16 protein-coding genes are annotated in these 17,265 nt (G+C 70.4%); 6 read left to right on the forward strand and 10 right to left on the reverse strand.

Annotation, left to right across the window (positions count from 1 at the left end; all coding sequences use genetic code 11):
• The first annotated feature begins 10 nt into the window (after positions 1 to 10).
• Positions 11 to 940 (forward strand): LysR substrate-binding domain-containing protein, encoded by a 930-nt coding sequence (locus JW613_RS29220; RefSeq protein ID WP_099885787.1) that lies wholly within the window; start codon positions 11 to 13, stop codon positions 938 to 940.
• Here the strand turns inward: JW613_RS29220 and JW613_RS29225 are convergent.
• Positions 937 to 1,803 (reverse strand): endo-beta-N-acetylglucosaminidase H, encoded by an 867-nt coding sequence (locus JW613_RS29225; protein WP_209213883.1) that lies wholly within the window; start codon positions 1,801 to 1,803, stop codon positions 937 to 939. The two genes, JW613_RS29220 and JW613_RS29225, sit on opposite strands and share 4 nt — an antisense overlap.
• A 193-nt stretch (positions 1,804 to 1,996) precedes the next feature.
• Between JW613_RS29225 and JW613_RS29230 the strand changes: the two genes are divergently transcribed.
• The 3 genes from JW613_RS29230 (at position 1,997) to JW613_RS29240 (ending at position 4,079) form a co-directional block, all read left to right on the forward strand.
• Positions 1,997 to 2,365, forward strand: a complete 369-nt coding sequence (locus JW613_RS29230) for a hypothetical protein (RefSeq protein WP_209213884.1) — start codon at positions 1,997 to 1,999, stop codon at positions 2,363 to 2,365.
• 31 nt (positions 2,366 to 2,396) lie between these two features.
• Positions 2,397 to 3,005, forward strand: a complete 609-nt coding sequence (locus JW613_RS29235) for a TetR/AcrR family transcriptional regulator (RefSeq protein WP_209213885.1) — start codon at positions 2,397 to 2,399, stop codon at positions 3,003 to 3,005.
• Between the two features lie 192 nt (positions 3,006 to 3,197).
• Positions 3,198 to 4,079, forward strand: a complete 882-nt coding sequence (locus tag JW613_RS29240) for an alpha/beta fold hydrolase (RefSeq protein WP_209213886.1) — start codon at positions 3,198 to 3,200, stop codon at positions 4,077 to 4,079.
• Between the two features lie 312 nt (positions 4,080 to 4,391).
• Here the strand turns inward: JW613_RS29240 and JW613_RS29245 are convergent, their stop codons facing one another.
• The 8 genes from JW613_RS29245 to JW613_RS29280 are packed head-to-tail and all read right to left on the reverse strand — an operon-like array spanning position 4,392 to position 11,470.
• Entirely contained in the window at positions 4,392 to 5,384 is a 993-nt protein-coding gene (locus JW613_RS29245) for an amidohydrolase family protein (protein WP_209213887.1), read from the reverse strand.
• 2 nt (positions 5,385 to 5,386) lie between these two features.
• The gene (locus JW613_RS29250) at positions 5,387 to 5,908 is read right to left on the reverse strand and encodes a 3-hydroxyanthranilate 3,4-dioxygenase (protein WP_209213888.1); all 522 of its coding nucleotides are present in this window, start codon (positions 5,906 to 5,908) and stop codon (positions 5,387 to 5,389) included.
• Entirely contained in the window at positions 5,905 to 6,363 is a 459-nt protein-coding gene (locus tag JW613_RS29255) for a RidA family protein (RefSeq protein ID WP_209213889.1), read from the reverse strand. The genes JW613_RS29250 and JW613_RS29255 overlap by 4 nt, the downstream gene beginning before the upstream one ends.
• On the reverse strand, positions 6,363 to 7,130 hold the full coding sequence (locus tag JW613_RS29260) for a 2-keto-4-pentenoate hydratase (RefSeq protein ID WP_209213890.1): 768 nt from the start codon (positions 7,128 to 7,130) through the stop codon (positions 6,363 to 6,365). Before JW613_RS29260 ends, JW613_RS29255 begins: the two co-directional genes overlap by 1 nt.
• Positions 7,127 to 8,167, reverse strand: a complete 1,041-nt coding sequence (gene dmpG / locus JW613_RS29265) for a 4-hydroxy-2-oxovalerate aldolase (protein ID WP_209213913.1) — start codon at positions 8,165 to 8,167, stop codon at positions 7,127 to 7,129. The genes JW613_RS29260 and dmpG overlap by 4 nt, the downstream gene beginning before the upstream one ends.
• Positions 8,164 to 9,123: an acetaldehyde dehydrogenase (acetylating) gene (locus JW613_RS29270; RefSeq protein ID WP_209213891.1), complete on the reverse strand. Its 960-nt coding sequence runs from the start codon at positions 9,121 to 9,123 to the stop codon at positions 8,164 to 8,166. The genes dmpG and JW613_RS29270 overlap by 4 nt, the downstream gene beginning before the upstream one ends.
• Positions 9,120 to 10,001, reverse strand: coding sequence for a 2-keto-4-pentenoate hydratase (locus tag JW613_RS29275; RefSeq protein WP_209213892.1), 882 nt, complete (start codon positions 9,999 to 10,001; stop codon positions 9,120 to 9,122). Before JW613_RS29275 ends, JW613_RS29270 begins: the two co-directional genes overlap by 4 nt.
• Positions 9,998 to 11,470, reverse strand: coding sequence for a 2-hydroxymuconic semialdehyde dehydrogenase (locus JW613_RS29280; RefSeq protein ID WP_209213893.1), 1,473 nt, complete (start codon positions 11,468 to 11,470; stop codon positions 9,998 to 10,000). Before JW613_RS29280 ends, JW613_RS29275 begins: the two co-directional genes overlap by 4 nt.
• A gap of 177 nt (positions 11,471 to 11,647) precedes the next feature.
• On the opposite strand from JW613_RS29280, the gene JW613_RS29285 reads away from it, so the two are divergent.
• Positions 11,648 to 13,006, forward strand: a complete 1,359-nt coding sequence (locus JW613_RS29285; protein ID WP_209213894.1) for an MFS transporter — start codon at positions 11,648 to 11,650, stop codon at positions 13,004 to 13,006.
• Complete coding sequence (locus JW613_RS29290; protein WP_209213895.1) at positions 12,988 to 14,199, forward strand: carboxylesterase family protein; 1,212 nt, start codon at positions 12,988 to 12,990, stop codon at positions 14,197 to 14,199. The genes JW613_RS29285 and JW613_RS29290 overlap by 19 nt, the downstream gene beginning before the upstream one ends.
• Here JW613_RS29290 and JW613_RS29295 read toward each other — a convergent pair.
• Positions 14,189 to 16,774, reverse strand: a complete 2,586-nt coding sequence (locus tag JW613_RS29295) for an ATP-dependent Clp protease ATP-binding subunit (RefSeq protein ID WP_245226462.1) — start codon at positions 16,772 to 16,774, stop codon at positions 14,189 to 14,191. The genes JW613_RS29290 and JW613_RS29295 overlap by 11 nt on opposite strands.
• Positions 16,775 to 17,265: the final 491 nt, after the last annotated feature.

Below are 17,265 nucleotides of genomic sequence, written 5' to 3' on the forward strand. Positions count from 1 at the left end.
GTGTCGGCGTGTGGAGATCCCCCGCCTGCTCGACGGCCGACTCAAGTTCCGGCACCTGGTCCTCGTGGACGCCCTCTCGCGGCAGGGAACGGTGGTCGGCGCCGCCGCCGAGCTGCATGTGACACAGCCCGCCGCCACCCGCAGCCTGCACGAGGTGGAGGACATCCTGGGGGTGCCGCTCTTCGAGCGGGGGCCGCGCGGGATCACGGCCACGGTCTTCGGGGAGGCCTTCACCCAGCACGCCCGCGCCGTACTCGCACAGCTCACCCAGGCGGGGCGCCATGTGATGGAGCTCGCGGAGGCGGACCGGGGGACGGTGGTCGTCGGCACCCATCTGGCCGGGTCGAACGTGCTGCTGCCGCGGGCCATCGCCGCGCTGAAGCAACGGCACCCGTATCTGACGGTCATCGTGCGTGAGGCGTCCCCCGAGGCGCTGCTGCTGGAGCTGGAGGCGGGGCGCGTCGACCTGATCGTCGGCCGGCTGACCGCACCCTCCGGGGAGGGAATGGTGCGGCGCACGCTCTACGACGAGTCGGTCGGGCTGGTGGTCCGTGCCTCCCACGCGCTCGCCGACCGGCCGGGCATCGAACTGGCGGAACTCATGGAGTATCCGTGGATCCTGCCCGGACCGCAGACCGCGCTGCGCCGGGAGGTCGAGGAGCTGTTCACCCGGCACGGCTTCGGACTCCCGGAGAACCGGGTGGAGACCACCTCGTTCCTCACGGTCCGCCAGCTTCTGCTGGAGACCGAGGTGGTGGCGGTGCTCCCCAGCCTGATCATCCGGGACGACAGCCGGCTCGCCCGGCTGCCGGTCCCGCTGGAGCCGATCGGGCACAGCGTCGGGCTGACCCTGTCGGCAACCCGTACGCTGAGCCCGTCCGCCGAGGCGCTGATCGCCGCTCTGGAGGAGACCGCCTCCGGTATGGCACCCCCGGCCTAGGAGGCGGTGGGGGGTGGCGGTGTCTCCTCCGAGCCGCCGGTGTGGCGGGCATCGCTGCCGTACAGCGGTTTCGTGAACGAGGAGAGGTAGTTGCTGACGTCGTTGTCGGGCAGGTTGTAGGTGTTGTAGACGCCGTACCCCTCGGTCATGGTCCGCTCCGCCAGGCTGGTTGCCGTCGACTCCGATGTGGCCTGGATGTCGATCGCGGCAGGTGCCAGCTGCGCTTTGGACATCCCGGGAACCTGAGGCACCTCCCAACTGCCGTACCACGGGTTCCAGGCGTAGTCGAGAAGCTCCCCTACGACGATCCCGTCGTAGGACAGGGTTTTTGCGGCCTCCCCGATGAAGTACAGCGAGACGGTTTTGTTCGGCAGTGCCTCCCGCAATGCCTTGACCAGGTACGGGAACGACCAGGCATTCGGCTTCCCGGGGCCGCTCGCAGGGTAGTCGGCATACTCGTCGTCGAAGTCGATGCCATCGAGGCCATAGGTCGTCACGGCGTTGGCCAGCTGTGCTGCGAACGCGGTCGCGGCCTGCCGGTCGGGAAAGTTCGCGATACCGACCTGCTGGTGGTTGCCGAGAACGGACAGCAGGACCTTGATTCCCTTGGCCTGGAGTGGCTTGATCGTCGTCTCGGCGTTGTCGAGGGTCTCCTGCACCTTTGTGTTGAAGTGCAGGTAGGCGTGCTTCTCCTGCTCGTCGTAGTTGATGTTCGCGGCGAAGACGATGCAGATGTCGAAGACATTGGCGCCGCTCGAGGTAAGGACATACTTCCCGACGTTGGTGATGCTGTGATTGTTGACCTCGACATACGCATTCGTGAGCGGGCCGGTTTTTGTGGCCGCGGCGACCGGAGTGTCCATGAGAGTAAGTCCCTTCCTCCTGCGAGATGTGCGGGTCCCGCACTGCGGGGGAAATGCGGCAAGTGGTCCTCTTCAGCGTGGAGAGGCAATTTCTCGTTCGGCAAGACCCGCCATGACCGACAACCTGAATGAGTGAGTTGCCGGTTCGGACGGGTATGGGCGTTGTGCATCCGTCGGTTGTCACTTGAGCGGAATGCCTGCACTGGAACCGCATCCGCGCTCTGTTGCCGCAATCCGCCAGGAGGAGAGCGACCGGCTGTATGCCGCGCTGTACGAGGCGGTTCCGTACGGCCTGCGCACCGAGATCGTCCGGCCGCTTTCAGGCGGTGCTGGTCGGCGCCGGGTTCTCGGGGAGCTGCCGGCTGCCGCCGCGGTCCTCCTTCGAAAAGCGCCTGTGATCGACCACGAGTCGGCGTTCGAGGTCGGCCTGGCCCTCATCCTGGACGGCCTGGTGCACCGCACCGCACCGCGATGCGGGCGGTTTGACGACCCCGGCGCCTCGATACCGGTCCGGTCCGGTCCGAGTGCACGCCCTGCGCGGCAACACAGGGGCAATATTTGACTGCCCAGTCTCGAAAGCGTATGGTCCCGGCATGGCGCGAACCAAGGAATTCGACCCGGACGCCGCTCTGGACGCGGCGATGCGCTTGTTCTGGCGCAAGGGCTATGAGGGGACATCCACCAGCGATCTGACGGATGAGCTGGGCATCGCGCGGGCCAGTCTGTACGGAACCTTCGGATCCAAGCACGCGCTGTACCTGGCTGCCCTGGACCGCTTCCTCTCCGGTGCGGCAGGGCCGACCCCGGCCGACATCCTGGCCTCCCGCGAATCCGCGCTGGAGTCGATCCGCGATCTCTTGGAGACCAGCGTGGTGCCTCCGCAGGGGGGCACGCCCGCGGGGTGTTTCGCGGTCAATGCCACGGTGGAGCACGGTGACGCCGACCCCGAGATCTCGCAGCGCACCACGGGCAATGTCGGTCGCCTCGAGGTGGCGCTCTACGGGGCCCTCCTCCGGGCGCGTGCCGAGGGGGAGCTGGCGCCCGGTATCGATCCGAAGTCGGCGGCGACCATGCTGACCGCGCTCAATCACGGTCTGAAGGTGCTCGCGCGGGCCGGTGAGGGGCAGGGCGACCGTATCCGTACGGCGATCGCGTCGGCGATGTCGATGCTCGGCGCCCCGTCGCGCACCGACGTCGACTGACCGCCTCCGGCGCGCCCTGAACCGCAGGCTCTTCGCCGGGCCCCGGAGTCCGGAGCCCGGGGCTCGGGGTCGAGATGCGGCGCGTCTGCTGCGGCCAGCGGGGTGAAGGCATGCCTTTTTTCGAGACTGATCAGTCTTGAAAGAGTGCGTGTCGCGTCCACCGCACAACACGGAAGGAAGGAAAGGCAAGAAATGATCTTCGACCACAGTGGGCAGGCCCTCGGCACGGGCCGCGTCAACGTCAATGGAACGAGCCTGCACTACAGGACAGGAGGCTCCGGTCCGGCGTTGGTGCTGCTGCACGGTGTGCCCAAGACCAGCTACCACTGGCGGCATCTGATCCCGAAGCTCACCGCGCGGTACACGGTCGTCGCGCCGGATCTGCGCGGCCTGGGCGACTCGGCCCGTCCTGCGAACGGCTACGACTCCGCGACGATGAGCGACGACATCGCCGCGCTGATGACCCGTCTCGGACATCAGACCTACGGAGTGCTGGGCGAGGACTGGGGAGCGGTGATCGGCTACCAACTCGCCGCCCGCCACCGTGACCACGTATCGGCGCTGGTCTTCGCCGAGGCGCTGCTTCCCGGGTTCGGTTTCGAGGAGCACACAGCCCTCACCGTCGACAACGTCTCCGGTGGGATGCACCTGTGGCATCTGGGCTTCTACTTCCAGCCGGACGTCCCCGAGATGCTGATCGCCGGGCACGAGCGCGAGCTGATCAGCTACATGATCAAGAACGAGCGCAGCTATCCGGATACGGCCACTCCTGACGCCATCGAGGAGTATGTGCGCTGCTACTCCATGCCCGGGGGTGTCCGGGCGATGCTGGCGATCTACCGCGCGATGCTCGTGGACGCGGAGCAGAACCGAGAGGCCGCACAGAAGAAGCTGGACATCCCGGTGCTGGCGCTCGGCGGTTCGGCCTTCATAGGCGCCCGGAACGAGGAGATGATGCGCAACGTGGCACGCGACGTGACCGCACATGTCTTCGAGGCAGGACACGACCTCGCCGAGGAGGTCCCGGACGAGATGGCCGCTGTTGTGCTGCCGTTCCTGGCCGAACGGCTGTGACACTCCTGCTCAGGAAGGCGTCCGGGTGCCGTGGGGCTCTCCCCGGACAGCTCACCGCTTCCGCGGGGTGAAGCGGCCCAAGCGGCCCTGGTGTGATGCGGGTCCTCCCGGGGGCCGCCGCACACTCCGGCGCAGCCGCAGGCACGGGCTCCGCCTCGGCCTCCCGGGCGGCCCGGCACCTTCGTCGACCCGAGGGCGCGGTGGGCTCCCCCCACCGCGGCCCACCGCCGACGGTAGACATCCTGAGCCGACCAACCGGCTGATCCGCAACAACCGGCCCGGCTCTTCGACGGAAGCCGTCAGCCGGCCGGGTCACAGCCCCAGGTAGCGCTCCGCGTTGCCGCGGGTGATCCGGTGCCGGACGTCGTCGTCCAGGAACGGGCTCTTGCGCACCACCTCACCCACCGGGCGCTCGCCCAGCGGGTACGGGTAGTCGCTGCCCACCATCACCCGGTCCGCGCCCACCGTGTCGACCAGCAGCCGCAGCGCCCGGTCGTCGAAGACGACGGAGTCCACGTAGAAGCGGCCCAGATAGTGCGACGGCGGGTGCTCGGAGGTGCCGATGATGTCGTTGCGGCCGTGCCAGGCGTTCTCCATCCGGCCCAGCCAGAAGGCGAACGACCCGCCGCCGTGCGCGAAGCAGATCTTCAGGCTGTCGTCGACGCGGTCGAAGACCCCGCCCAGGATCAGCGCCAGGATCGACAGATGCGTCTCCGCGGGCATGGCCGTCAGCCACTGGGCCATCCACCGGTCCAGCCGCGGTGAGCTGGCCATGTCCCAGGGGTGCACGAAGACCGGCACGTCCAGCGCGGCGCAGTGCTGGAGGAAGGTGACGACTCCCGCGCTGTCCAGATCGAGGTCCCCCACATGGTTGCCGATCTCCACACCGCGGTGCCCGTTGGCGATGCTGCGCTCCAACTCCCGGCAGGCGGCGTCCGGATCCTGGAGCGGTACCTGGCAGAACGGCAGCAGCCGGTCGGCGGCCGGTTCGGTGATCTCCAGCGCCAGATCGTTGAAGATCCGCGCGACCTTCGCCGCCTGGGCGCCGCTGCGCCCGTAGGTGAAGAACGCCGGGGTGGGGGAGACGACCTGGGTCTGCACACCGTCCGCGTCCATGTCCCGCAGCCGGACCTGCGCGTCCCAGCAGTCGGCCCGGATGCGCCGGAACTCCTTCGAGCCCATCATGATCATCGCGTCGGACTCGGACTCGATCCGCAGCCACGGCGCCTCAGGACCGGCCTGGGCCGTCAGATCCGGCCAGCCCCGGGGGACGTAGTGGGTGTGGACGTCGATCAACTGGTCCACGGTCAGCCCTTCCCGGGGTGCAGGGCGCCGCACTTCGGGCAGACCCGGGCCCGCTCGTCGTCGTAGAACCCCCGGAAGACGGGCGGCAGATCGGCCACGATGTCGCGGACCTGGAGCTCGACCTCGTGGATGAGGGCCGAGCACTCCGGGCAGTACCAGAGGAACTTCTCCAGCGTGCCCTCCTCACGGACCCGCTCGATGACCAGTCCGATCGAGTCGGGGTCGGGACGCTGCGGGGAGTGCGGGACGTTGCCGGGCAGCAGCCAGGCCTGTCCCTGGCCGATGTGCACGGTACGCGGTCCCTCCTCGGTCATCAGGTCGACGTGCATATCGCCGCGTACCTGGTAGAACCACTCCTCGTACGGGTCGAGGTGGTAGTCCGTGCGCTGGTTGGGACCACCGACGATCTGGACGATGAAGTCCTTGCCAAGCGCCATGGTCCGGTTGTTGACCGGCGGCTTGAGCAGGTGCTCGTGCTCGGCGATCCAGCCCTGGAAGTCGATGACTTCGGGGATGTGGGTCATGGCTGCTCCTGTGTGGTGGCGGATGCGGTGGACGGGGCGGTGCGCGGCAGCCGGGCCATGGCCTGGATCTCGATGAGCAGATGCGGGTGGGGCAACTGGTGCACCGCCACGGTGGTCCGGGTGGGACCGGTCTCGTCGAAGAACTCGCCGTACACCTCGTTGTAGCCGCCGAAGTCGTTCATGGACACCAGATACGTGGTGAGCTGCAGGACGTCTTCGAGCCCGGCACCGACCTCGGCGAGGATGTCCCGGATGTTCTCGATCACCGCACGGGTCTGGGTCCGGATGTCGAGGTCCGTCGTGCCCATCTCGTCGGTCCGGACGCCGGCGAAGGTGTTGTCGGGGCGCCGGGAGCTGGTCCCGGAGACGAAGACCAGATCACCGGAGACCTTCACATGCGGGAAGCGGCCGCGCGGAGCGGCCTTGCCCCGTACGACGCGGGAGCCGCCGTTCATCACGCCACCCCCCGCACCGAGACGGTCCCCAGCCCCGCCACCTCGCAACTGGTGACGCCCGGGGCGAGCGGGACCGCCGCCGTGGCGGCGCCTGCGAGCACCACCTGCCCGGCGCGCAGCGGGATGCCCCGGCGGCGGCACATGTCGAGCAGCGCGTGCAGCGCGCGCACCGGGGAGCCGAGGGTCGCGGCGGTCGAGCCGACCGCTTCCGCCGTCCCGCTCAGCAGCCGCACCGCGCGGTTGGACACCTGGGCCGCCGGGCGCCAGGCGCCGATCGCGTACGCCGCCGCCGAGGTGTTGTCCGCGACGACGTCCTCGTAGGTGAAGCGGAAGTCCCGGTACCGGGAGTCGATGATCTCCAGGGCCGGAGCGACCGCGTCCACGCAGGACTCGATGTCCACCGTCGGGTCGGCCACCTCCACGTCGCGGCACAGCCGGTAGGCGACCTCCGGCTCGACCTTCGGATGGATCAGGCGCGCGAGGTCCACCTCGGCGCCGTCCGCGACCCGCATGGCGTCGGTGAGCCGACCGACGATCACGTCGCTGACCCCCATCTGCGCCATCTTGGCCCTGCTGGTGAAACCCAGCTTGACGCCGGTGAGGTGTTCACCGCGGGCCCGGCGCCGGGCGAGCAGGGCGGCCTGGATCGCATAGGCGTCCTCGATGCCGAACTCGTGGGTGTCGGCGAGGCTGGGGGTGTCGGCCGCCGCGGTCTGTGCGGCGTCGAGCCGTTCCGCCAGCATCTCTACGGTGTCCGCCGTGATCACTGGTCGCTCCCTTCCACTGTCCGGCCGTCGGCCGCGTGCCGCGCCGCCAGGTCCAGCGCGATGTCCACGATCATGTCCTCCTGGCCGCCGACCAGTTGCCGACGGCCCACTTCGAGCAGCACCTCCCGGGTGTCGAGCCCGTGGCGCCGGGCGGCGCGTTCGGCGTGCAGCGCGAAGCTGGAGTAGACGCCGGCATGGCCGAGCGTGAGGGTCTCCCGGTCCACCTGGACTGGGCGGCTGCGCAGCGGACGCACGATGTCGTCGGCCGCGTCCTGGAGCGCGAACAGGTCGCACCCGTGCTCCCAACCGAGCAGATCGGCGACGGCCACGAAGGCCTCCGCCGGGCAGTTGCCCGCCCCGGCGCCCTGCCCGGCCAGCGCCACGTCCACGCGGTAGGCGCCGTGTTCGACGGCGGTCACGCTGTTGGCGACCGACAGGGACAGGTTCTCGTGGGCGTGGATGCCGATCTCGGTCGCGTCGTCCAGCACCTGTCGGTACGCGTCGATCCGCTCGGCCACGTCCCGCATCGTGAGCCGGCCGCCGGAGTCGGTGACGTACACGCAGTGCGCGCCGTACGACTCCATCAGCGCCGCCTGCCGGGCCAGGCCCGCGGGCGAGTCGAGGTGGCTCATCATCAAGAAGCCCGACACGTCCATGCCCAGCTCCCGCGCGCAGGCGATGTGCTGCGCCGCCACATCGGCCTCGGTGCAGTGGGTGGCGACACGGACGCTGCGCACCCCCAGATCATGGGCCCGGCGCAGCTGCTCGACGGTGCCGATGCCGGGGAGCAGCAGCGTCGTCAGCTTCGCGTGCTCCAGGACGTCGGCAGCCGCCTCGATCCACTCCTCGTCGGTGTGCGCCCCGAAGCCGTAGGTGGCGCTGGAGCCCCCCAGCCCGTCGCCGTGTGCGACCTCCACGGCGGCGACCCCGGCCCGGTCGACGGCGGCGGCGACGGCCCGCACCTGGTCGAGGGTGTACGCGTGTCCCATGGCGTGCATGCCGTCCCGCAGGGTCACGTCCTGGACGTAGAGCTTCATGACGGCTTCACCCATCCTCGTAGCGCGGCGGTCCGCTCGGCGGTGCGGACGGCCGCGGCGGTCATGATGTCGAGGTTCCCGGCGTAGTCGGGCAGGTGGTGGCCGGCGCCCCGCACCTCCAGGAAGACCGAGACCCGCACTCCGCCGACCCGGCGCCCCAGCTCGGGGACCAGCGCTTCGGGCACCGCGTCGAACTGCACGTCCTGTTTGAGTCGATAGCCCGGCACATATGCGCGTACGGTCTCCACCATCTGCTCGACAGAGTCCGAGATCCGCTCCCGTACGGCCTTGTCCACCGGGCCCTCGACGAGGCAGTGGACGGTGTCGCGCATCACCAGGGGAGGGTCGGCCGGGTTGAGGACGATGATCGCCTTTCCCGCCTCGGCGCCACCGACCGCACGGATGGCCTCCGCGGTGGTCTCGGTGAACTCGTCGATGTTCGCCCTGGTGCCCGGGCCCGCCGAGCGGGAGGAGATGGAGGCGACGATCTCGCCGTAGGCGACCGGCACGACGCGGGAGACGGCGGCGACGACGGGCACGGTGGCCTGGCCGCCGCACGTCACCATGTTGACGTTCCCGGCCTCCAGATGTGCTTCCAGGTTGACCGCCGGGACCACGAACGGGCCGAGTGCCGCCGGGGTCAGATCGATCATCAGCTTTCCGTGCTGCCGTGCCACTTCGGCGTTGCGCACATGCGCCTTGGCGGACGTCGCGTCGAAGACCACCTTGATGTCGGCGAACCCGGGCATCGCCGCCAGCCCTGCCACGCCCTCGTGCGTGGTCGGGACCTTGAGCCGCGCCGCGCGGGCCAGCCCCTCGGACGCCGGGTCGATTCCGGCCAGCGCGCCCATCCGGAGCGTCGGCGAGTGCCGTAGCACCTTGACCATGAGGTCGGTGCCGATGTTGCCGGAGCCGATGACGGCGACGGGGACCGTGCCGTTCTCCGCTGTGCTCATACCCTCTCCTCCGCTGCTGCCGCCGGGCGTGCCGGTCCCGCCGGTTCCGCGCGTTGCGCCGGTTCCGCCGGTTCTTCGATGAGAGCCTCGACCTCGCCCACTCCGTCCAGCTCCAGCCGGAACCGGCCGGGCCCGTCCACGGGCACCATCGGGCCGAGGGCGCCGGACATCACCACGTCGCCCGCCCGCAGCGGTCGGCCCCGGCGGGCCAGTTCGCGCGCCAGCCAGACGACGGCCACCACCGGGGAGCCCAGACAGGCATGGCCCGCGCCGAACGAGGCGGGCTCGCCGTCCCGGTGCAGCGTCATACCGACCCGTGCCAGGTCGCGGCCGTCGAGCCCGCAGGGAGTGGTGCCCAGGACGACGGCGCCGCTGGAGGCGTTGTCCGCGACGGTGTCGGTCAAGGTCAGGTCCCAGTCCGCGATGCGGGAGTCGACGATCTCGATGGCCGGCAGTACGAACGCGGTCGCCCGCAGCACGTCGGCGACGCTCGCGCCCGGCTGCTCCAGGTCCCGGTCGAGGACGAAGGCGATCTCCCCCTCCGCGCGCGGCTGCAGGAACCGGTCCAGCGGCAGCGGCTCGGTGTGGCCGTGGATCATGTCGTCGAACAGCACGCCGAAGTCGGGCTGGTGGACGCCGAACTGCTGCTGTACGGCACGCGCGGTGAGCCCGATCTTGGCGCCCACCCTGCGCGCGCCCGCCTCGGTCCGGGCAGTGGCGAGTCGGCGCTGCACCTCGTAGGCGGCGTCGACATCGGTGGCGCCCAGGTGTTCGCGTACCGGCGGGCAGGGGGTGCGGGTGCGGAGGGCTTCGGTGAGCTGTGCGGCGGCGGCGTCGATCCGCGCGGCCGCCGGGGAGTCGGGGGGCAGTTCGGTCACAGGCTTACACACACATTCGTCGGTTCGGTGTAGAAGTGCAGGGAGGAGGCGCCGCCTTCGCGGCCGATGCCGGAGAGCCCGACGCCGCCGAAGGGGGAGCGCAGATCGCGCAGGAACCAGGTGTTGACCCAGGCCATGCCGACGTTCATCGCCTGCGCCACGCGGTGCCCGCGCCGCAGGTCGCTGGTCCATACACAGGAGGCGAGGCCGTAGTCGGTGTCGTTGGCCAGTGCGATGGCCTCGTCCTCGGTGTCGAAGGGGATGAGCGCGGCCACCGGGCCGAAGATCTCCTCGCGCACGGCACGGTCGGCGTTGGTCAGACCGGTCCACAGCGTCGGTTCGATCCAGGAGCCGCCGTCCAACTCCGCGCCGAGCTGGGGGATGCCGCCGCCGGTGAGGACCTTGGCACCGGCCTGCTCGGCCAGCTCGAAGTAGCCGCGTACCTTCTCCCGGTGCGCCTGGGAGATCAGCGGCCCGGTGGTCGTGGCCCGGGCCAGCGGTCGGCCCAGACGCAGGGCGCGGGCGCGTTCCACCAGCCCGTCGGCGACATCGGCGAACACCGACCGCTGCACATAGACCCGCTCGGTGCACAGGCACACCTGCCCGGTGTTGGCGAAAACCGACCGGGTGAGACCGGTGAGGGTCTCCTCCAGGTCGGCGTCCTCGAAGACGAGCGCGGCGTTCTTGCCGCCGAGTTCGAAGGAGACGGGACGCACCCGAGGGGCGACTGTCCTCATGACGTGCGCGCCGGTGGCGGAGGAGCCGGTGAAGGTGACTCCGTCGACACCGGGGTGGGTGGTGAGGTGCTCGCCCGCCGAGCCGCCGCCGAACCCGTGCACGACGTTGTACGCGCCTGCCGGGAGACCGGCGTCGGCCAGTACCTGGGCGAGCAGCGTGGCGGTGCCGGGCGTCTGGTCGCTCGGCTTGACGACGACGGCGTTGCCGCAGGCCAGAGCCGGCGCGACCTTCCAGGTCAGCAGGAGGAGGGGCAGATTCCACGGCACGATGACCGCGACGACGCCGAGCGGCTTGCGGACGGCGTAGTTGAGAGCCCGACGCCCGCCCGGCAGCTCGGTGAGGAACGACTCCTGACCCGCTGCGGCGACCACATCGGCGAAGGCGCGGAGGTTGGCCACGGCCCGCGCCACATCGAGTTCGCGGGCCTGGGTGACGGGCTTGCCGGTGTCGGCGATCTCCGCCGCGACGAACTCCTCGAAGCGCTCCTCGATCAGGTCGGCGGCGCGCCGCAGCAGCGCGGTCCGCTCCCGCACCGCGGTGTCGGACCAGGTGCCCAGCGCGCTCCGGGCCGCCGTCACCGCGCGGTCCACCAGAACCGCGTCGGCCTCGTGGACGCGGGAGTGGACCAGGCCGGTGGCCGGGTCGGTCTTCTCGAAGCTGTGGTTCTCGTCGGGCTCCACGAAGCGCCCGTCGACGAAGTTGCGGATCCACCGCCCTGTAGCTGCCGTCATGGCCACCACTCTGGGAGGCGACGCCATACCGGACAAATGATCGTTTCGCGCACAGCTATAGCAGAACGGTAATAGCCGCCGGATGGTCGGCCGTCCCGACCCGCTATAAGCAGTTCGCTATAGCGCTCACCTGATTCGGCATTTGTGTGTCATGGCTCACGGGAACAGGATCCGGCCATGAACAGCATCGACAGCACCGGCGAATCGGGCGGACACCGAAGAGCGGCGCCCGGCAGGACGGCGGTCGCCACCCTCGCCGGCACCACCTTGGAGTGGTACGACTTCTTCCTCTACGGCACGGCAGCCGCCCTCGTCTTCGACAAGCAGTTCTTCCCCTCCCTGAGCTCCGCCGCAGGCACCCTCGCCGCATTCGGCACGCTGGCCGTCGGCTTCGTCGCCCGCCCGCTCGGGGGACTGGTTTTCGGCCACTTCGGCGACCGCATCGGCCGTAAGGCCACCCTGGTCGTCTCCCTGCTGCTGATGGGCGTGGGCTCGACCCTCATCGGCGTCATACCCACCTACGAGTCGATCGGCTTCTGGGCACCGGTCCTGCTGGTCGTGCTGCGTATCGTCCAGGGCATCGGCCTCGGCGGGGAGGGCGCAGGCGCCACCCTGATGTCCATGGAGCACGCCCCGGCGGGCAAACGGAACCTGTACGCGGGCTTCCCGCAGATGGGCACCCCGGCCGGGCTGGTGCTCGCCAACCTGATCTTCCTGGGCACGAACTCATCGATGCCCGACGCCGCGTTCGCCGCGTGGGGCTGGCGCATCCCGTTCCTGCTGAGCATCGTCCTGGTCGCGGTCGGTCTGACCATCCGGCTCCGCGTCACCGAGTCCCCGTCCTTCAACCGGGTACTGGAGCAGGACGCCGTGGTCCGCTTCCCGCTCGCCGAGTCCCTGAAGGTCGGCTTCCCCCGGCTCGGCCTCACGCTGCTCGCCGTCGTCGCGAACTCGGCCGTCGCCTATGTCTTCATGGTCTTCACCCTCTCCTACGGCACCAAGCACCTCGGCTACGACAAGCAGTTTCTGATCCTCGGCGTCACCGGAGCGGCTGTCCTGTGGTTCGCCACCATCCCCCTGTGGACGCGCGTCGCCGACCGGCACGGGCGGCGCACCATGTTCGTCGGCGGCTCCATGGCCATCCTGGTGTGGTGCGCGCTCTTCTTCCCACTGCTGGACACCGGCAACTCGGTGCTCACGGTCGTGGCACTCGCGGGAATGGGACTCGTCATTCCCGTGACGCACTGCGTCCAAGGCGGCATCATCGCCGACACCTTCCCCGCCCACGTCCGGTACTCCGGCTCCTCCCTGATCCTGCAGGCGGGTGCGATCCTCGGTGGGGGACTGGCGCCGATGATCTCCACCGCGCTGCTCAACTCCGGCGGCAGCTCCGCGGGCGTCACCTGGTATCTGGTGGCGATCTGCGGGGTCAGCCTGCTCGGTGCGGCAGCGCTCTTCCGCCTGGTCCCCGACGGCGCGCCGGGCCCGGTCGCGCTCCCCGAGCCCGGAGGTGAGGCATGGACGGCACCGCGGTGAGCACCGTCCGCAGGACGGGGCCGATCCGGTACGCCGAGGCGGAGCGCTTCGAGCGGCCGCGCCCCGTGCCGGCCGAGGACACCCGACCGTCGAGCGGCGAGATCTGCCCCCAGCCGCCCTCCCGGCTCGACGCGGTGATGGGCCCGCCCCGCGACCATCCCGAGCAGGGCGAGGACTGTCTGAACCTCACCGTCACCACACCCGCCGAGGACGCCGGGGCCCGGCCCGTGCTCGTCTGGTTCCACGGTGGCGGCTTCTCCAGCGGCGCCGGGCTGCTGGACTGGTACGACGGTGGGGCGCTCGCCGCGCAGGGAGACGTGGTGGTCGTCGCCGTCAACTACCGGCTGGGCGCGCTGGGCTACCTCTTCCTCGACGGTGTCAGCGACGGCAACCTCGGCCTCTACGACCAGCTCGAAGCGCTGCGCTGGGTCCGCGACCGGATCGCCGCGTACGGCGGTGATCCCGGCAACGTCACCGTCTTCGGCCAGTCGGCGGGCGCCCTGTCCATCCGGCTGCTGATGGAACTGCCCGAAGCCCGCGGCCTGTTCCGCAGGGCGGTGCTGCACAGTCCGCCGCTGGCCATCGGCTCCCGTTCCCCGGGCGAGGCGCGGAAGATCGGCCGGCTCTTCGCCGATCTCCTGGGCACCGATCCGCGCACGGCCGACCACGGCGCCCTGCTGGACGCCCAGCGCCGCACCGCCGCCGCCCACCAGCGCCGCTCCGGCAGCACCATGGAGCCACCCTTCATCCCCGTGACCGGAGCCGATCCCCTCGCCGTGCCCGGCCGTACCTTCGAGGCGAACGTCCGCGGCCTGGAGGTGATGTACGGCTGGAACGCGGACGACATGTCCGCCTTCCCCGGTGCGAGCGGCGAGACCCCGGAGCCGACCAGCAAGGTCTACGAGGTCCCGCTCGCCCGACTCGGCGACCGGCTGCGGCGGGCGGGCGCCCGGGTCCACGGCTACCGGCTCGACTGGCGCCCGCTCGGCTCACCCTTCGGTGCCACCCACTGTGTGGAACTGCCCCTTCTCCTCGGCTCCCGAAGCGCCTGGCGAGCCTCGCCCATGCTCGGCCACCAACCGTGGGAGGACATCGAGGCTCTGGGCAGGGCCGTACGTGCCGTCTGGCTCTCCTTCGCCCGCACCGGCGATCCGGGCCCCGTACCGGCCCCACTCCGCCTCGTCAGCGGCTGACGGCATCGGCGGTACGTCCCTCCCTGCGGAACTCCAGCTGCCCGTCCGCCACATCGACCAGCAGCCTGGTGTGCGGTTCGAGGTCGCCACCCAGCAGCATCCGGGAGAGCCGGTTGTCCACCTCGCGCTGGATCGTGCGGCGCAGCGGGCGGGCACCGTACTCGGGCTGGTAGCCACGGCGGGCCAGCCAGTCGACGGCAGCGGGGGAGAACTCGATTTCCAGGTCCTGGGCGTGCACCCGGCGGCGGGTCTCCTCCAGCAGCATGTCGGTGATCCGCCGCAGCTGGGTGTCGTCGAGCTGCCGGAAGACCACGATCTCGTCGATACGGTTGAGGAACTCGGGCCGGAAGTGTTCACGCAGCGGCCGCAGGACGCGCTCCCGCCGGGCGTCCTCGTCGGCCTCCTCGCCGCCACCGCCGAAGCCCAGCATCGCCCCGCGCCCGGTGATGGCCTCCGAACCCAGGTTGCTGGTCATGACGATGACCGTGTTGGTGAAGTCGACCGTGCGGCCCTGCGAGTCGGTCAGCCGTCCGTCGTCCAGGACCTGCAGCAGGATGTTGAAGACGTCGGGATGCGCCTTTTCCACCTCGTCCAGCAGGAGCAGTGAGTACGGGTTGCGCCGCACCGTCTCGGTGAGCTGCCCGGCCTCCTCGTGCCCGACGTATCCGGGCGGCGCGCCCACCAGCCGGCTGACGGTGTGCCGCTCCTGGTACTCGCTCATGTCCAGCCGCACCATCTTCTCGTCGGTGCCGAACAGGGCCTCGGACAGCGCCCGGGCCAGCTCCGTCTTGCCGACCCCGGTGGGTCCCAGGAAGAGGAAGCTGCCGATGGGCCGGTCCGGGCTGGAGAGGCCGGAGCGGGAACGCAGCACCGCGTCGGAGACGGCCGTGACCGCCTCGTCCTGCCCGATGACCCGCCGCTGCAGCCGCTCCTCCAGCCCCAGCAGCCGCTCCTTCTCCTCCTGGGTGAGGTTGCTGACCGGGATGCCGGTCTGGTGGGAGATGATGTCGGCGATGTCCTGGACGGTCACCTCCACGATCCGGTGCCCGTGCCGGGTCTCCGCCCGGTGTCCGTCCCGCTCGATGGACTCCTCCAGCTCGCTGAGCCGGTCGCGCAGCTCCTTGGCCCGCTCGTAGTCCTCGGCGGCCACCGCCTGGTCCTTGTCGCGGCGCACCTGCTCGGCCTCGCGCTCCAGCGCCCGCACATCCGTACCCCGGGTCGCGGTGCGCAGCCGCACCCGGGCACCCGCCTGGTCCAGCAGGTCGATGGCCTTGTCGGGCAGATAGCGCCCCGTCAGATAGCGGTCGGACATCTCCACCGCCGCGACCAGCGCCTCGTCGGTGTAGCGCACCTGGTGGTGCGCCTCGTAGCGGTCCCGCAGTCCGCGCAGGATCTCGATGGCGTCCGCCACGGTGGGCTCGGGGACCAGCACGGGCTGGAAACGGCGAGCGAGCGCCGCGTCCTTCTCGATGTACCGGCGGTGCTCCTCCAGCGTCGTGGCACCGATGACGTGCAGCTCACCCCGGGAGAGCGGCGGCTTGAGCATGTTGCTCGCGTCCATCGAGCCGCTCTCCCCGCCGCCTCCCGCACCGACCACGGTGTGCAGCTCGTCGATGAAGACGATCAGCTCCTCGGTGTGGGAGCGGATCTCGTCGATGATGCCGGTGAGCCGCTCCTCGAAGTCCCCCCGGTAGCGGGTACCGGCGACGACGCTGCCGAAGTCGAGCTGGACGACACGCCGGCCCAGCAGGTTGTCGGGCACGTCACCGTCGGTGATGCGCTGGGCCAGGCCCTCCACGATGGCGGTCTTCCCCACGCCCGCCTCGCCGATCAGCACGGGGTTGTTCTTGCCCCGCCGGGCGAGGACCTCGACGGTCTGCTCGATCTGCTCGTCCCTGCCGATGACCGGGTCGATACGGCCCTCGCGGGCCAGCTCGGTCAGATCGCGACCGTACTTGTCCAGGTTGGGCGTGTTGCTGGGCCGCGCCTCCGGGCCGCCGCGCGCGGGGGCCTCGGGCCCGCTCCCCTGGCCGGCGCCCGGCCCGCCACGCGGGGTGGCGGAGCGGGGATCGAAGTGCGCCGAGTTGAGGATCTGCCCCGCCGTCGAGTCACGGTTGGCGGCGAGCGCGACCAGCACATGCTCGGCACCGATGTAGGAGGCGCCGCGCGAGCGGGCGATCTCGTGCGCGTCCATGAGCGCCCGCTTGACCGCGGGGCTGACGGAGAGCGAGTTGCGGGGCTGCCCTTCCCCCACCTCGCGGTCGATCTCGGCGGCGAGCGCGTCGGGGTCGGCACCGGCCTTGGCCACCATGCTGCGGGTCGGCTCGGCGGTGAGCGCGGCTCGCAGCAGATGCTCGGTGTCCAGGTCGTTGCTGCCGTGCTCGGCCGCGTACGACGCCGCGTCGGAGACGAGCTGCCGGGCCGGCTCACTCATCAGCCGCAGGAAGTCGTAGTAGCGCGGGTCGCTGTAGCGCCCACCGCTGCCGCCGGTCCTGGCTTGCCCGAGGAAGCGCGCGATGAACTCTTCGAACGGGTCCCGACCGAAGTCCCCGGGACCCATGTATCCGCTGGTCATAGTGGATCCGTCCCGCTGACCCGACCGAGCCGGGCCACGCTGTGCTGATTCCGAGTGGCTACTCGTGCGGGGGTTCCCAGGTGTGCGGGTATGACACGTGAGCCGGATCTGCACCGGCCCGGGGCGTCCTCGCGTCGATGTGGTCGTGCGTCACCGTACGTATCCGGTTTCGTCCGGTGACGGAGCGGCGGCACCCGGTGACCGGCGGTGGCGTGTCGTACGTGTCGTAGGGGAGCCCCGGGGGAGGGGTCTCGGGCGGTGCGGTGTCGTCCGCCGCGATCCCGGCCCGCCCGTCGGCTCAGCAGGCAACGGCGGCCCCGGGAGGAGGGGAAGTCGCCTGTCCGGGCGGCGTCCAGATGGCGCACGCCCGTTCGACCGGGCGGCGTGTCCGGTGTGAGGAACCCCTCGTTCCTGCCCGATGGTTGACAGTGATGTATTCGTGATGAATGACATCGGTGATTCGGGGCAGAGGCCGCCACAGGCCGGGACTC

The organism is Streptomyces smyrnaeus (genome assembly GCF_017676345.1).
Lineage (GTDB): Bacteria > Actinomycetota > Actinomycetes > Streptomycetales > Streptomycetaceae > Streptomyces > Streptomyces smyrnaeus.

Bases quoted from the DNA above. Each gene is read 5' to 3' on its own strand.
- JW613_RS29225 (WP_209213883.1), bottom strand. From the start codon at position 1,803: ATGGACACTCCGGTCGCCGCGGCCACAAAAACCGGCCCGCTCACGAAT.
- JW613_RS29230 (WP_209213884.1), top strand. From the start codon at position 1,997: ATGCCTGCACTGGAACCGCATCCGCGCTCTGTTGCCGCAATCCGCCAG.
- JW613_RS29235 (WP_209213885.1), top strand. From the start codon at position 2,397: ATGGCGCGAACCAAGGAATTCGACCCGGACGCCGCTCTGGACGCGGCG.
- JW613_RS29240 (WP_209213886.1), top strand. From the start codon at position 3,198: ATGATCTTCGACCACAGTGGGCAGGCCCTCGGCACGGGCCGCGTCAAC.
- JW613_RS29250 (WP_209213888.1), bottom strand. From the start codon at position 5,908: ATGACCCACATCCCCGAAGTCATCGACTTCCAGGGCTGGATCGCCGAG.
- JW613_RS29255 (WP_209213889.1), bottom strand. From the start codon at position 6,363: ATGAACGGCGGCTCCCGCGTCGTACGGGGCAAGGCCGCTCCGCGCGGC.
- dmpG (WP_209213913.1), bottom strand. From the start codon at position 8,167: ATGAAGCTCTACGTCCAGGACGTGACCCTGCGGGACGGCATGCACGCC.
- JW613_RS29270 (WP_209213891.1), bottom strand. From the start codon at position 9,123: ATGAGCACAGCGGAGAACGGCACGGTCCCCGTCGCCGTCATCGGCTCC.
- JW613_RS29280 (WP_209213893.1), bottom strand. From the start codon at position 11,470: ATGACGGCAGCTACAGGGCGGTGGATCCGCAACTTCGTCGACGGGCGC.
- JW613_RS29285 (WP_209213894.1), top strand. From the start codon at position 11,648: ATGAACAGCATCGACAGCACCGGCGAATCGGGCGGACACCGAAGAGCG.
- JW613_RS29290 (WP_209213895.1), top strand. From the start codon at position 12,988: ATGGACGGCACCGCGGTGAGCACCGTCCGCAGGACGGGGCCGATCCGG.
- JW613_RS29295 (WP_245226462.1), bottom strand. From the start codon at position 16,774: ATGACCAGCGGATACATGGGTCCCGGGGACTTCGGTCGGGACCCGTTC.